The organism is Paenibacillus oleatilyticus (assembly GCF_018998565.1).
Classification (GTDB): domain Bacteria; phylum Bacillota; class Bacilli; order Paenibacillales; family NBRC-103111; genus Paenibacillus_G; species Paenibacillus_G oleatilyticus.
This window is the reverse complement of record NZ_JAHNZO010000019.1, coordinates 102,452-115,131: the sequence shown is the minus strand read 5'-3', so window position 1 is coordinate 115,131 and position 12,680 is coordinate 102,452. Positions and strand designations below refer to the sequence as shown.

The window sequence follows — 12,680 nt, the reverse complement described above, 5'->3', positions numbered from 1 at the left end:
TTTCATCTTCTAGTAAACCATTTCTACCGGAGGACAAGGAATTCCTGCTTTTTCATGTTTTTTCATAAATTTTACTTTATAATGACTCCGCCGAACGGAAGCGCTTCTCTCAAAATCCGTTTGAACAAGGAATCGCCCTGCAAAGGATCGGCCAGCCCGAATCTCGGTCTGGAAGGCTGCAAAAGCACCTTGCCCGAGCCGGTAATTTCCCAATGGTAGTTCATGCGCTGGCTTGCAAGCGGGTTACCGTAGACGCAAAGCTGCAGCTTGGCTTCCTCCGGATATGCGACGAGACAGCCGATATCGACATAGACCGGTTCCGACGGATCGATCGTCAGCTCGCACAGAGGGCCGCAGCTAAGCAGACCGAGCGTGCCGCCGCCGGAAAATTTCATCCGAATCCAGTCCTGCGTAACAACGGCTTGTTTGATTTTTTGGAACCGGCTCTGCAGCTTCATCCCTTCGCTGTACAGCAGCACATACCGGATGTCGAACAGCAGGCTGCTATCCTCCGGCAGTTCCATCGCCCGGAAACTGTAGCCTGCCGGAACGCCCAGCACAAAGCGGGCAGGGCCGGTCAAACGCGACTCGATCCAACGCTTCTTCCGATAAACTCCGGCCACATTCAATAGACGGTCCTCCCGGCTTCCGGAACGGCCCTGAAAGGCAATGATCTGCTTCGGATGCAGCACCAAGGCGGCTTCGCCGGCGGCAAGCTCCACGGCTGCCGCCTGTCCGTCGCTTCCAGCTCCTTCTTCTACATGAATCTTCATCCGTTCCCTCCCCGGTGGCTTGCGCTGCGGTTCCGGCGCCATACGGCCAGCCGAATCACGCGCATCAGAACAAAATAGAGCACAACAAGCAGCACTCCCGTCAGCGCCGTCCGAACAATTTGTCTCGTACGCTGCGCACTCGCCTCCTCCGCCTCTTCCAAACGCCGGATCAGCTGCTCCAACTGCTCGTTGCGGCTGCGAAGCTCGCGATTTTCCTCCATCAGCCGTTGCTCCATCGCTTTGTATTGTTCCGCAGCTTCCTCCGAGCGCTTCAACGTCGTCTCAAGCTGCTCCCGGTTTCGATCCAGCTCCTGCTTCGTCTCGTTATATTGATTCTGGAGCTGTCCGATCTGCTCCGGCATGTCGTAAATGTCTTTCACCCGGTCCATAAAACCTGCTTGCGCGACAGGCCAGGGAAGCGTCAGCAGCAGAAAAAGGCAAGCCGTCCCCGCTTTGGCCTTGATTCCCCATTCCGGTTTCTTGAACGGATACGGCATCGTTTTCATACGTGCTCTCCCCTTCCTGTCGTACGAATTACAGGCGTATTTCCTTTATTTTACCTGTTTTTTCGACAAAAAGGAACATGCTCCTCTTATGCGGAGAACAAAGAAAAGACCGCGTTCTTCCGGAAGCTTTCACCTGCGGAAAGTGCGGTCTTATGACGATAGACAAACGGAGGAGCAAGACGACCGGAACGGATCCCCGGGCTATCTTCACACACTCTGTCCGATCATTAGATGATATGATGCCGGAATAAATATTCTACAGCGGAACCTGCGAGCCTCATCCACCCGATAGCGGATACCCACAGCGGTATACTGAGCATCGTTCCTATAACGAGTCCAACGGAAAATCTTCCCTCCATGGCGCCAAGCCTCCTTTTACAGCGATGCCGCTGACAGGTTAATTCCATTATATGATGAAAGCGCTCTATTTTGAATTATTTTTCAGAATTTTATTAAAATTTACCGATGGTCTAACGATTTGAATTTGAACTCCCGTTACTTTACAATAAAAGAGGATGTTTTTTTCATTGGCCTGGGCCGTAAGGCTTGGGCTCTTTTTAAAGGACCTGGCTCCTTTTACGAACAACTTGGGTTTAGCACGCTCTACTCTATTACACCGATCCTCTTTTTGCACCTCGTTTGGTCTTTTGCTTTTCTGTTGACTACCCGTTGAGTTCCAAGTTCCGATTCCAGTCGATCCGCTGCAAATTTAAACTATTTTAACGATTTTTGGCGTAAACTATAGCTATGGGGTCATTTTCAATCTTGGAGGGAGTTGGATGACAGATGATGTTCCTTAGCCCGACTAGAGGTTCCGTTGCATTGGAGGAAATGGTTAAAATCCTGCACGACTTTGTCCAAGAAGATCAGGAAGCAAGCTATAAATTGGTTATCGGAACGGATTCCCATACGACCCGGCGCAGCACGACGCTCGTCACGGCCGTCATCATTCACCGGATCGGCAAGGGAGCCCGCTTTTTTTATCGTAAAAGGAGCAGCCGCCCGCTCTTCGACCTGCGCACGCGCATATACCGCGAAACCGAGCTCAGCCTGGAGCTGGTCGAGCTGTTGAACCGCAGCGGAATGAGCGATCTGACTTCCCAGTGGCCGCTGGAAATTCACATCGACATCGGCCAGCAGGGCGAGACGAAGGTGCTGATCCAGGAAATTTGCGGCTGGGTCACCTCTGTCGGCTACGAAGCGCGTATTAAGCCGATGTCGTTCGGCGCCAGCTCGGTGGCGGACCGATTTGCGGAGTGAGGAACGCAAAAAAGAGGGCTTGGATGCCCTTCAGAGTGTAAGAAAGTGGTCAGGTGAGATAATAGAGGTGTACGTGGGGTGGGGTATCTACTTCCGGTCGCTGCTCCACCCCACAAAGTGAAGTTGAATCGGGGAAGCTTAGTCCGATTACTTTGCGGGGACCCCGGGTCCTCGGGAAATTTGATTGGAAGACGCTTAACAGCGGACATTTCCCGCAGACAAAGGCGAACGCTAGCGCTCCTCCAGTAGATATCCCACCTATGTATTATCTCTATTTTTGTTTAGACCACATTCCAGACACCTTGGGGCGTGAACGCCCTCTTTTTTGCGTTTATATAATAGTAGATAAAATTCGGTCCAGGTTTGCGACCGAACGGGTAGCGCCGGATTTTTGCTCGTCGTCGCCTTCGTACTCGACTGTCAGCCAGCCGTCGTAGGCCGCTTGACGCAGCCTTGTCATAAGGCTGTTCAGATCGATGCTGCCTTCTCCGGCGATGCGCCCGGCAAATCGGTCGCCGGACAAGGCTTGATATGAACGGCCTTCGTAATGTTCGTCCACGCGGACGAAGTCCTTGAAGTGTACGTGGGCGACTTGCGCATGCAGCGTTTCCAGCGCTTCTCCCGGATGCTCGTTCACGAGCAGGAAGTTGCCCGTATCGAACGTGCTGCGCAGGAATGGCGAGTTCACTTCCTGCAAGATGCCGAGCACCTGATCGGCCTTCCCGGCGAATACGCCGTGGTTCTCCAGGCACAGCAGAACGTCCTTCTCCGCAGCGTACGCGGCGGCTTCCCGCAGCCCTTCGACGATCCAGCCTTTGACCTCGTCATAGGAGCTGCCGTCCGGCGGAACGTCGCCGGCGAATACGCGAACGATGCGGGTACCCAACGTCCGGGCCAAATCGACCGCGCCCGTAATCTCGCGAACCTGCTCCATGCGTTTGGCCGGATCGCTAAAGGAGAAGTTGTTGGACGCCCCGATTGCGGCTACTTGCAATTGATGGCGGTCGAGCGCGGCGCGGAAGCTTTCCAGCTCCTCCGGCTTCCAATACCGCGTCAGCACCTCGATGCCTGTCGCTTGCGTCTCCTTGGCCACAAATTCAGCCAAATCCGCATGCGACCACTCGCCGCTGTTGAAATAAGAATGAACGCTCCATACGCTCAGCGCAATTTTCATGCTCGTCGCTCCTCCGCTGTTATTCCCCGGTTCCCATTGTCCGCGTTCGTTATTTATAGCGGCGAATAAAATCGACCGCAAGCCGGATGTCGACTTCCGGCTGTACGCCGACTTCGCGCTCGATCGTCAGATAGCCCTGATAACCGATCTCCTGTAGCGCAGCAAAATAAGCGTCGAACGGCACCTTCCCTTCGCCGAGCGGCACTTCCTTGAAAATCTCGCCGGACGTGACCATCTGCGCGATTTTGCCATGATCCATCGGCTCGAAGCCGAGCGCGCCGTACACTTCGCGCGGGTCTACCTCGCGGAACCGGATGCCATCCTTCACATGCGTATGGACGATATAATCTTTGAGCAGCCGCACGCCCTCTACCGGGTCGTCTCCCGTGACCATGACCATATTTGCCGGATCGAAGTTCACCGAGACGCCGTTCGTACTGAGCGTATCCAAGAAGCTTTTCAAATGAGCGGACCGCTCCGGGCCGGTCTCGATGGCGAAATAAGCGCCGCAGCTCTTGGCATACTGTCCGAGCTCCTCGCAGGCCGTCTGCATGTTGTGGTATACTTCGCCGTTCGTATCCTCGGGCACGATGCCGATATGGGTCGTTACGATGTTGGTGCCGAGATCGAGCGCCAGATCGAGAATGCGCTTCGACTTCTCGACCTTTGCCGGGTTGGCCGCGCCGTCCTGAAAGCCGTGCCCGCCCAGGTCGCCGCAGAGCGCGGAAATTTCGAGCCCCAGCGAAGCGATGTATGCTTTCAGCTCGCGCCTTGCCTCCGCCGTCAGCGCGGCCGGGTCCATCTCGCCGCTAACCGCGTAAATCTGCACGCCGTCGGCGCCGACCTCCTTCGCCTTGCGCAGCCCTTCGCGAACCCCGACTCCGAAGCTGTCGACGATCACGCCGATTTTGTTCGTCAATTTCATCTCCGCTCTCCTCCATATTCAGAAGTCCGGTGAACGAGGCAGAGCCGGCGGACCTTCTTCCACCCGCGCAGCGCGCCGTTCACCGGACTTGGTTTTAGAATTGAATTTCGATGCCTTTTTCGCTCGACTCGTAGATGCCGGAGATAATCTTGGTCAGCTCTACGCCGTCTTCGACCGGACTGATCAGTTCGGCCCGTCCGAGACAGCAGTCGACGAAGGTATTGATTTCGTTCTGGAAGCCTGCCATAAAATCAAAGCTCGAATTGTCGATCTGCGGTGTCACGTTCAAAATCGTATCGTGCTTTTCCGTGACGATCGTAAAGTCGGGCTCGACCTCCGCGCCGCCCCGCTCGCCGAATATTTTCACGGCCACCTCGTTGCTCTTCGCATGCAGCGTAAAGCTGACGTCCACCATCAGCGAAGCGCCGTTCTCGAAGCGGATCAACGCGTTCGCCATATCCTCAACGGTGTTTTTGGAAGCGTCGAAGTCCGCGGCCTGATAATAGCTCAAGTTTTGCACGTTCGAGCGGTTGCCGAGCTTCTTGTACGTATTGCCCGTCACCGATTTCACTTTCGGACGGCCCATCAAGTACCAGCATAGATCAATCACATGCACGCCGATGTCGAGCAGCGGTCCGCCGCCCGAACGCTCGATGTCCGAGAACCAGCCGCCCGGATTGCCGAGGCGGCGCAGATAGGACGCTTTCGCGTAATAGATCTCGCCGAGCTCGCCCGCGTCGATGAATTTTTTCAGCACCTTGGTGTTCGTCCCGTACCGGCGCACGAAGCCGACCTGCAGCAGCTTGCCGCTCCGGCGAACCGCCGCTTCCACCTCGAGCGCCTTATCGACGGTCGTGCACAGCGGCTTTTCACACAGTACATGCTTGCCCGCTTCGAGCGCCGCGATGCTGATCTCGCCATGAGAGTTGTTCCAGGTGCAGATGCTGACCGCTTCCACTTCCGGGTCCGCCAGAAGCTCGCGGTAATCGGTGTACACCTTTTTCGCGCCGAACTTGTCGGCGGCCTGCCGCGCCCGTTCTTCCACCAGGTCGCAGACGGCGACGAGCTCTGCCTCGGGATGATTTTGATACGAAGTTAAATGCATTTCCGAAATCGAGCCTGCGCCAATCACTGCTACTTTCAAACCAGCCATGCTGATCCCCCTCTCTCCACCCGGATACTACCACATTTGTCCAAGTCTGTGAATTACAAATATTTCTCCCCGCATGAGATCAATTTATCCCTTGACCGCCCCGGCCGTCATCCCTTTCATAATCTGTTCCTGGAACAGCAGGTAGACGATAATGGTCGGCAGCACCGCGATCGACATCGCAGCCATCGTCAGCTTGTAGTCGGTCGCATACCCGGTGGCAAAGACGGACAAGCTGAGCGGAATCGTTTTTAAAGCGGGCTTGCTGATAAAGACGAGCGCGAACGCGAAATCGTTCCAGAACCGCAAAAAGCCAAGAATCGCTATGGTCGACAAGGCCGGCAGGCTGAGCGGCAGCATCATGCGGAAGAAGATGCCCCAATACCCCGTGCCGTCGATCAGCGCGGCTTCTTCGATCTCTTTCGGAATCGCAGTCAAGTACGCTGCAACGACGAAGATCGCCAGCGGCAGCTCAAACGCCGTATAAGGGAACACGAGCGCCGCGTACGTATCGAGCAGCCCGACTTTTTTCATCAAGACGAAGAGCGGCACGAGCGTGCTGTGAATCGGAATAAGCATGCCGAGCAAGAACAAGCCCATGAACAAAGGCTTCAGTTTAAAATCAAACCGTGCCAGCACGTAAGCCGCCAGCGCTCCGAGCACCAGTGTCATAATCAGCGACAAGACGGTAACGATGGTCGAATTGACAAGCGACGTTCCCATCGCCGATACTTCCCAAGCCCGCGCGAAGTTGTCCCACTGCCATACCTCCGGCAAGGAGAACGGCTTGGAATGAAACTCTTCGTTCGTTTTAAAAGCGCTGACGAACAACCAGAACAGAGGATAAAGCGTAACAAGGGCGTAAAGCGTGAGCAGGACGTTGATAAGCCCGCGGCTCCATTTTGCCCCGACTTTGCCCGTGGCGCTTCCCGTTTTTACTGACAAAGCTTGTTCCATGACGGGTCCCTCCTTTCCATTATCGGTAATTGCGTTTCATGAGGTATTGGCTTCCCAGAATCAACAGCAGGCTGAGAATAATGATCGCGGTCGAGACGGCGCTGCCGTAGCCGAAGCGGAAGACGTTGAACGTGTTGTTGTACATATACGAAGCGAGCAGCTCGGTCGAGTGCGCCGGTCCTCCGTTGGTCATGACGTAGATCAGGTCGAATGCCTTCAAGCTGCCCGAGATGCAGAGCACGACGGCAACCTTGATCGTATCCCAAATCATCGGCAGGGTGATCGAGAACAATTTCCGGACCGGACCGACACCGTCGATTCGCGAAGCGTCGTCAATTTCCGGGGAAATATTTTGCAGCGCGGCGATAAACATAATCATGTACGGCCCGATGTAGTTCCAGATAATCGGGATCATGAGCATATACATGGATATTTTCGGATCGGATAACCACTGCATCTTCCAGGATTCGAGGCCGAGGGCGTCGAGCAGGAAGTTCAAAATGCCGATTTGCGGGTGGTAAATGTAGCTCCAAATGATCCCCACAACGACCGAGGAAAGCACCATCGGCATAAACACCGAAGCGCGGATCATCCGCTGAAAGAGCGAGCTGCTTGTGAGCACAAGCGCCAGAATAAGCGCGATCGGAATTTGACCGAACACCGAAGCGGCGACGATCAGCATGTTGTTTTTAAACGAAAGCCAGAATATCGGGTCGCGGATTACTTCCACGTAGTTGTCGAAGCCGATGAACTTCGCAGCCCCGATCCCTTTCCAATCGAAAAAGCCGTAATACGCAGACCAGAAAATCGGTATAATCGCGAAAAAGACGAAAATCAGCGTGGCCGGGAGAAGACCTATCGCAATAAACCCTCGAATACGTGCCGCTGCCGTCATGGAACCCCTCCTTCTTCCGGAACTGGCGATTCCAGCCCCGGTGAAGAGCTGGAATCGCGCGGCCCATCTTATTTCGCGCCGACCGATTTGGCTTGCGCGTCTTGAATTTTCTTCGCTATGTCTTCAGGCTTGGCGCCCATGAGCAGTTCCTGCAGGCCGTTGTTCACGACATCGGCTGCGGCCGAGCTCAGACGTCCGTCATAGACCGGCGTCCGTTTCACGGTGCCTACCATGTTGTGGACTTTGGCGAACAGCGAGGACACCTTGCTTGTGTCGAGATCAACCTTGTAGCTGACGAGCTGGTTGCTTTCCAGCGTCGCTTTCTGCGCTGCCGGGCCGGACATGGCGTAGATCAGCTCATACGCCGCTTCTTTGCTTGCGCCGGACGTCTTCTTGCTCATGCCGAGACCGGTTCCGACGACGCCGGCAATCGAGTTAGGGTCGCCTTTGCCGTTCGGAACGGAAGGCAGCACCGTCACGTCCATGCCGTCCAGCACTTCTTTGGACGCATTGGCTGCAAGGTTCGTCAGCGCCCAGCCGCCGTCGATCATCATCGCCGCTTTGCCTTGCGCGAACATTTGCTCCATCTGCGTGTTATCGATACTGTTGAAGCCGTCCTGGAACGCGCCGGCTTTGCCGAGCTGCTGCAAGTATGTCAATGCCTGCACGAATTCCGGATCGGTGAACTTCGCGCCTTTTTGCTCGGCTGCGTTCAGGAACCATTCCGTTCCCGTCACGCGGTCGGCCAAGGAGCTCAAAATACTGGACTGGGCCAGCCACGCCGCTTTGTTACCGAGCGCGATCGGCGTTATTTTTTCTTTCTTGAACGTTTCGACCAAGCTCATCATGTCGTCCCACGTTTTCGGCGGCTTGACATTATGTTTATCGAACATCGCTTTGTTGTAGTATAAAATCGACGTCGGCGACAGCCCCATCGGAGCGGCATAAATGTTGCCGTTCAGCGTGAAGTCGTCGAAGGAGCCCGGCAGGAAGCCGTTCTTCCAATCCGCTTTGCTGTCCAGCAGCGGGTTGATCGGCTGAAGCAGATCGCCTCCGGCGAATTCTTTGGTCATGACGCCCGGCCACATCACAAACAAGTCGGGCATTTCGTTCGCCGCCGCAACCGTTTTCAAACGAGCTCTGTAACCATCGGGCGGAATGCCCTGGATATCCAGTTCCACGTTCGGGTGATCCTTCTTGTACTGCTCCATGATCCCCCGCATCGTTTTGGCGCGCAGATCGTCGCCGGTGAAATTATGCCAGAGCGAAAGCTTTACTTTATCGGACGCTTTTCCTTTGTCTCCGCCCGCGCTGCCGCCTGTTCCCGCTTGGTCTCCACCCGAGCCGCAGCCGGCGAGGAGCGAAAGCGAGAGGGTCAACAGGACTCCCGTTGTAGCCGCTTTGTTCATCTTACGAACCCTCCTTGTGTATGTGTGTACTGCTTCAGTATAGAGGACAATCCCCGGGATACGTAACGGGAGAGATTTCGGCCTTAGGGTGGAAAAAATTCAGTCTTTGACCGACTGCCTGAATTCCGTCGGCGTCCGTCCGGTATGCTTTTTGAACTGCTGGCTGAAATATTTGATGTCCTCGTAGCCAACCCTGCTCGCCACTTCGCTGATTTTCGCCTGCGACTCCTGCAAAATCTCCGCAGCCCGCCGCATCCGCTCCCGCGTGACGAATTCGATATAGTTCAGTCCCGTCTCCCGCTTGAACACTTCGCTGAAGTGGTTCGGGTTCAAGTGAACGAATTTGGCCACTTGCTGCAGAGACAAGTTTTGATCCAGATGCTCCTTGATGTAGGCGATCGATTTTTGAATATACGCATAGGGCTTGTCAGCAATCGCCTCGTGGAACGCCGCCATCACCGAAGACAGCAGCTTGAACACTTCGTCCTCGGCGCGCGAATCGACCTCGAACGTATGGAGGGCTGCCTCAGGCTTCCCGCCGCCCTGCGACCGCTCCAGCCAGCGGTGGCCGGCAATGACCATCGATTGCAGAAACGCCTGCACCGAAGACGGCGTGGCCGCCGGATCTTCGAGCTGCTCCCGCACCTTCCGGTTCACCCAATGCCGCAGGTCGGCTCCGTTGTTGCTCATCAGAATGGCCGCCAGCTCCGACTCCTCCTTCTGGGAGCAGACGGTCCGGCCGCCACAGCGGTCCGCGATATCCGCGGACGTGTATAGCCCCTCGGTCCCGAGGAGTCCGCGGTACGCAAATACCGTCCCGGCTTCCCGGTAAGAGGCCTGCAGCTCGCCGTACGAAGCAACGGAACGGCCGAGCGCCGCAAACACCGTGCATTTCAGCGTCTGCCGCACCCGATCAATGGCCCGCTCCAAGCCGCCGCAGTCCGATACGCGGGCTTCCTCTCGCAGGACGAGCACGATGCGGTCGGCCTTCACCATCGTCACCGCCGGAAGCAGCTCGTAGAGCATATTTTCGGCTGCGCCGAGCAGAAGAGCGGCCAGCGCTCCGTCCCCCCAGCCCGTGGCCGCGAGCAGCAGCACCCGCATCGGCGCCAGGGACGATTCGTCCGGCTGCACGCCGTTTTTGCGGAACCAGGCCTGCACCGGCGCCAGGGACGACTCGTCGCCCTGAATCAGCAGCCGGTCCAGCAGTTGGCTGCGCAGCGCCGCCGTTTGCATCGTTTCCTGCTTGGCATTCTCCCACTTGTCCATGATGCGCTGCTTCGCCTTCATCGCCGCTTTAATAATTTCCTCGGGGCGGCTTGTCTTAAGCAGATAGTCGGTGACTCCTTCGCGCAGCGCCTGCTGGGCGTACGTAAAATCGTCGTAGCCCGTCAGAATGACGGTTTCCGTGTCCGGGAGCAGCCGCTTCACCTCATGCGCGAGCTGAATGCCGTCCATTCCCTGCATGCGGATGTCCGTCAGCAAAATATTCGGCTTCTCCACCGGGATGCGCGCCAGCGCCTCCTCGGCGGACGAAGCCGGAGGAAGCAGCGTCAAGCCAAGCTCCTTCCAGTCGATGACGGTACACAGACCGTTCCTTATGATCACTTCGTCGTCTACGATTAAAATTTTCATGCGGGCTCCTCCAATACCGGAATGCTAAAAGAAACGCGGGTGCCTTTGCCCGGCTCGCTGTCGATCGTCAGCCCCGCTTCGCTGCCGTAATGCAGCAGCAGGCGCTGGTGCACGTTGCGCAAGCCATAGCTCGTTTTGGCCGCCGGCGCGCCGTTCCCCGTCCAAGCAAGCTGCCGGCGAATTTCGCGCAGCTTGTCCGCTTCGATGCCGATGCCCGTATCCTCCACGACAAACTTCATCCGCGCGCCGCTCAGCTCGCCGTGAACATACACGAAGCCGGGCTCCTGCTTTTTCTGAATGCCGTGGATTAGACTGTTCTCGATCAGCGGCTGGAGCAGCAGCTTGAGCATCGGCGTCTGGAGCATGGCCGGATCGATATATACCTCCATCTCGAATTGGCCGGGAAAGCGGATCGACTGCACGTACGCATAGTTCTGCGCATGCGCAATCTCCTGCTGCACGGGACAAAACTCCTCGCCCTTGTTCAGGCTGAACCGGAGAAAATCGCTAAGCGCCCCGATCATCTCGGCGATCTGCCGGTCCTGATTCATCAAGGCCATCCAATGGATCGAGGATAGCGTATTGTACAAAAAGTGCGGATTGATCTGCGCCTGAAGCGCAAGGATGTCGGCTTCCTTTTTCTTCGCCTCGTTCAGCTGCACCTGCTCCTTCAGCCGCTGAATCCGGTCGCTGAGCTTGTTGTAGCTGTGCAGCAACAGGCCGACCTCGTCGCTGCTTTTCACCTCGTACGTCGGGATCGGCTCGTCCGGGTTGATGTCTTTCATCGTCTGCGTCATCCGGGTCAGCGGCCGCGTCACCCACTGGATGAAATATAGCACCAGTCCGGCGGCCAGCAGCAGCGAGATGCCGACCGCTACCGCGGTAACCGTCAGCACATAGACGTTCTGCGCCGTATAGATTTGGGTCGGGATGAAGCCGACCAGCTTCCAGTTCAGGCTCGGGAGCGTATAGTACAAAATCGTTTTCTGCCCGTCGCCTTGGCCGTAATTGAGCACGCCGCTCGCCTCCGCCATCGGCCCGATATCCGGGAACAGCTCGCTGACCGGACGGTTCAGCCACGCGGACTCTCCGCCGGACAAAATCCGGTTGTTCGCGTCCAGCAGCAGGATGAACCCTTTGGCTTCCCAGCCGGATTCCTGCAAATAACGGGCAATCTCGGCTTCGTCCAAGCTGATGGACAGCTCGCCGAGCGGCTTGAAGTTGTTCACGTTGCGGATCGGACGAACAAGGGAGACGACCTTCTTCAGCCCTTCCGTCGTCTGATTCTCGTACAGCGGAGTCCACCACTTGGTGCTGCTGCGGTAAATTTCCTCATTTTTGCGGAGCACGTCCGGCAGGCCCGAATAAAGCACCGTCGTGTTCGATAGCGGCGGATAGCCGTTGGCCGAATTGATCGTGATGTTGGAAATGTATTTTTTGGAAAAGGCCAGATTGGTCAAAAAGCCGACGTTCAGCGTATAGCGGGCCACGTCCTCCCGGTCGTTGTCCAGATACGCCTGAACCTCCCGCTGGCCGATAATGAACAGGGACATGTTCTCGACGTCCTGTATAACGAACTCCAGCTTGTCCGCGATTTGACGCAGCGTGTTCATGCCCGATTGCTTCGCCTTCTCCTCTGTGGCGGAGGTCGCTATATTGTACGAAACCGCTCCCGTGGCGAGCAGCGGCAGGACAATCGCAATCAGCAGCAGCAGGGACAGCTTGTGTTTGAGCGACTTCGACAGCCACCGTTTCATTGTGTCGTTCCCCCGTTTAGCTTGGAAATAGAATTGTAAGCGTTGCGATGCCTTAATACTAGCACATTTTCAGGGGGAAGCTAACATACTTTTTTTCAACCAAAAAAACTTTTTGTTTGATTTCACGCTGGATTATGTTAGTATCTTTCTCAGAATGACCCGGGGACCATGCAGCCCCCGGAAACGACCGGTCTGAAGAGGGGAAATCAGCTCGAATCAGGGCGGTGCTCTTATGCCTA

Annotated in this window: 12 protein-coding genes; 1 reads left to right on the top strand and 11 read right to left on the bottom strand. The window is 56.1% G+C overall.

Annotated features, from left to right (window positions below; translation table 11 throughout):
* Window positions 1–71: 71 nt before the first annotated feature.
* The 3 genes from KQX66_RS22915 to KQX66_RS37860 all read right to left on the bottom strand — a co-directional run bounded on the left by KQX66_RS22915 (window position 72) and on the right by KQX66_RS37860 (window position 1,638).
* On the bottom strand, window positions 72–773 hold the full coding sequence (locus KQX66_RS22915; protein ID WP_216795131.1) for an AIM24 family protein: 702 nt from the start codon (window positions 771–773) through the stop codon (window positions 72–74).
* The gene (locus tag KQX66_RS22910; protein ID WP_216795130.1) at window positions 770–1,279 is read right to left on the bottom strand and encodes a hypothetical protein; all 510 of its coding nucleotides are present in this window, start codon (window positions 1,277–1,279) and stop codon (window positions 770–772) included. Before KQX66_RS22910 ends, KQX66_RS22915 begins: the two co-directional genes overlap by 4 nt.
* A gap of 227 nt (window positions 1,280–1,506) precedes the next feature.
* Complete coding sequence (locus KQX66_RS37860; protein WP_281940989.1) at window positions 1,507–1,638, bottom strand: hypothetical protein; 132 nt, start codon at window positions 1,636–1,638, stop codon at window positions 1,507–1,509.
* Window positions 1,639–2,065: 427 nt separating this feature from the next.
* On the opposite strand from KQX66_RS37860, the gene KQX66_RS22905 reads away from it, so the two are divergent.
* Window positions 2,066–2,539, top strand: coding sequence for a ribonuclease H-like YkuK family protein (locus KQX66_RS22905; RefSeq protein WP_010495759.1), 474 nt, complete (start codon window positions 2,066–2,068; stop codon window positions 2,537–2,539).
* A gap of 331 nt (window positions 2,540–2,870) precedes the next feature.
* Here the strand turns inward: KQX66_RS22905 and KQX66_RS22900 are convergent, their stop codons facing one another.
* The 8 genes from KQX66_RS22900 to KQX66_RS22865 form a co-directional block, all read right to left on the bottom strand.
* Window positions 2,871–3,713, bottom strand: coding sequence for a sugar phosphate isomerase/epimerase family protein (locus KQX66_RS22900; RefSeq protein WP_216795129.1), 843 nt, complete (start codon window positions 3,711–3,713; stop codon window positions 2,871–2,873).
* 49 nt (window positions 3,714–3,762) lie between these two features.
* On the bottom strand, window positions 3,763–4,638 hold the full coding sequence (locus KQX66_RS22895; RefSeq protein WP_216795128.1) for a sugar phosphate isomerase/epimerase family protein: 876 nt from the start codon (window positions 4,636–4,638) through the stop codon (window positions 3,763–3,765).
* Between the two features lie 94 nt (window positions 4,639–4,732).
* Entirely contained in the window at window positions 4,733–5,791 is a 1,059-nt protein-coding gene (locus KQX66_RS22890) for a Gfo/Idh/MocA family protein (RefSeq protein WP_216795126.1), read from the bottom strand.
* Between the two features lie 84 nt (window positions 5,792–5,875).
* On the bottom strand, window positions 5,876–6,745 hold the full coding sequence (locus tag KQX66_RS22885; protein WP_216795124.1) for a carbohydrate ABC transporter permease: 870 nt from the start codon (window positions 6,743–6,745) through the stop codon (window positions 5,876–5,878).
* Between the two features lie 19 nt (window positions 6,746–6,764).
* Window positions 6,765–7,640 carry a carbohydrate ABC transporter permease gene (locus tag KQX66_RS22880; RefSeq protein WP_216795123.1) on the bottom strand — a complete coding sequence of 292 codons (876 nt, stop codon included), beginning with the start codon at window positions 7,638–7,640 and terminating at the stop codon, window positions 6,765–6,767.
* 68 nt (window positions 7,641–7,708) lie between these two features.
* Complete coding sequence (locus tag KQX66_RS22875; protein ID WP_216795121.1) at window positions 7,709–9,049, bottom strand: extracellular solute-binding protein; 1,341 nt, start codon at window positions 9,047–9,049, stop codon at window positions 7,709–7,711.
* Window positions 9,050–9,148: 99 nt separating this feature from the next.
* Window positions 9,149–10,684: a helix-turn-helix domain-containing protein gene (locus KQX66_RS22870; RefSeq protein ID WP_216795119.1), complete on the bottom strand. Its 1,536-nt coding sequence runs from the start codon at window positions 10,682–10,684 to the stop codon at window positions 9,149–9,151.
* Complete coding sequence (locus KQX66_RS22865) at window positions 10,681–12,441, bottom strand: cache domain-containing sensor histidine kinase (protein ID WP_216795117.1); 1,761 nt, start codon at window positions 12,439–12,441, stop codon at window positions 10,681–10,683. The genes KQX66_RS22870 and KQX66_RS22865 overlap by 4 nt, the downstream gene beginning before the upstream one ends.
* Window positions 12,442–12,680 lie beyond the last annotated feature (239 nt).

Bases quoted from the DNA above. Each gene is read 5' to 3' on its own strand.
- KQX66_RS37860 (WP_281940989.1), bottom strand. From the start codon at position 1,638: ATGGAGGGAAGATTTTCCGTTGGACTCGTTATAGGAACGATGCTCAGT.
- KQX66_RS22880 (WP_216795123.1), bottom strand. From the start codon at position 7,640: ATGACGGCAGCGGCACGTATTCGAGGGTTTATTGCGATAGGTCTTCTC.
- KQX66_RS22905 (WP_010495759.1), top strand. From the start codon at position 2,066: ATGATGTTCCTTAGCCCGACTAGAGGTTCCGTTGCATTGGAGGAAATG.
- KQX66_RS22865 (WP_216795117.1), bottom strand. From the start codon at position 12,441: ATGAAACGGTGGCTGTCGAAGTCGCTCAAACACAAGCTGTCCCTGCTG.
- KQX66_RS22895 (WP_216795128.1), bottom strand. From the start codon at position 4,638: ATGAAATTGACGAACAAAATCGGCGTGATCGTCGACAGCTTCGGAGTC.
- KQX66_RS22870 (WP_216795119.1), bottom strand. From the start codon at position 10,684: ATGAAAATTTTAATCGTAGACGACGAAGTGATCATAAGGAACGGTCTG.
- KQX66_RS22890 (WP_216795126.1), bottom strand. From the start codon at position 5,791: ATGGCTGGTTTGAAAGTAGCAGTGATTGGCGCAGGCTCGATTTCGGAA.
- KQX66_RS22910 (WP_216795130.1), bottom strand. From the start codon at position 1,279: ATGAAAACGATGCCGTATCCGTTCAAGAAACCGGAATGGGGAATCAAG.
- KQX66_RS22875 (WP_216795121.1), bottom strand. From the start codon at position 9,049: ATGAACAAAGCGGCTACAACGGGAGTCCTGTTGACCCTCTCGCTTTCG.
- KQX66_RS22900 (WP_216795129.1), bottom strand. From the start codon at position 3,713: ATGAAAATTGCGCTGAGCGTATGGAGCGTTCATTCTTATTTCAACAGC.
- KQX66_RS22915 (WP_216795131.1), bottom strand. From the start codon at position 773: ATGAAGATTCATGTAGAAGAAGGAGCTGGAAGCGACGGACAGGCGGCA.
- KQX66_RS22885 (WP_216795124.1), bottom strand. From the start codon at position 6,745: ATGGAACAAGCTTTGTCAGTAAAAACGGGAAGCGCCACGGGCAAAGTC.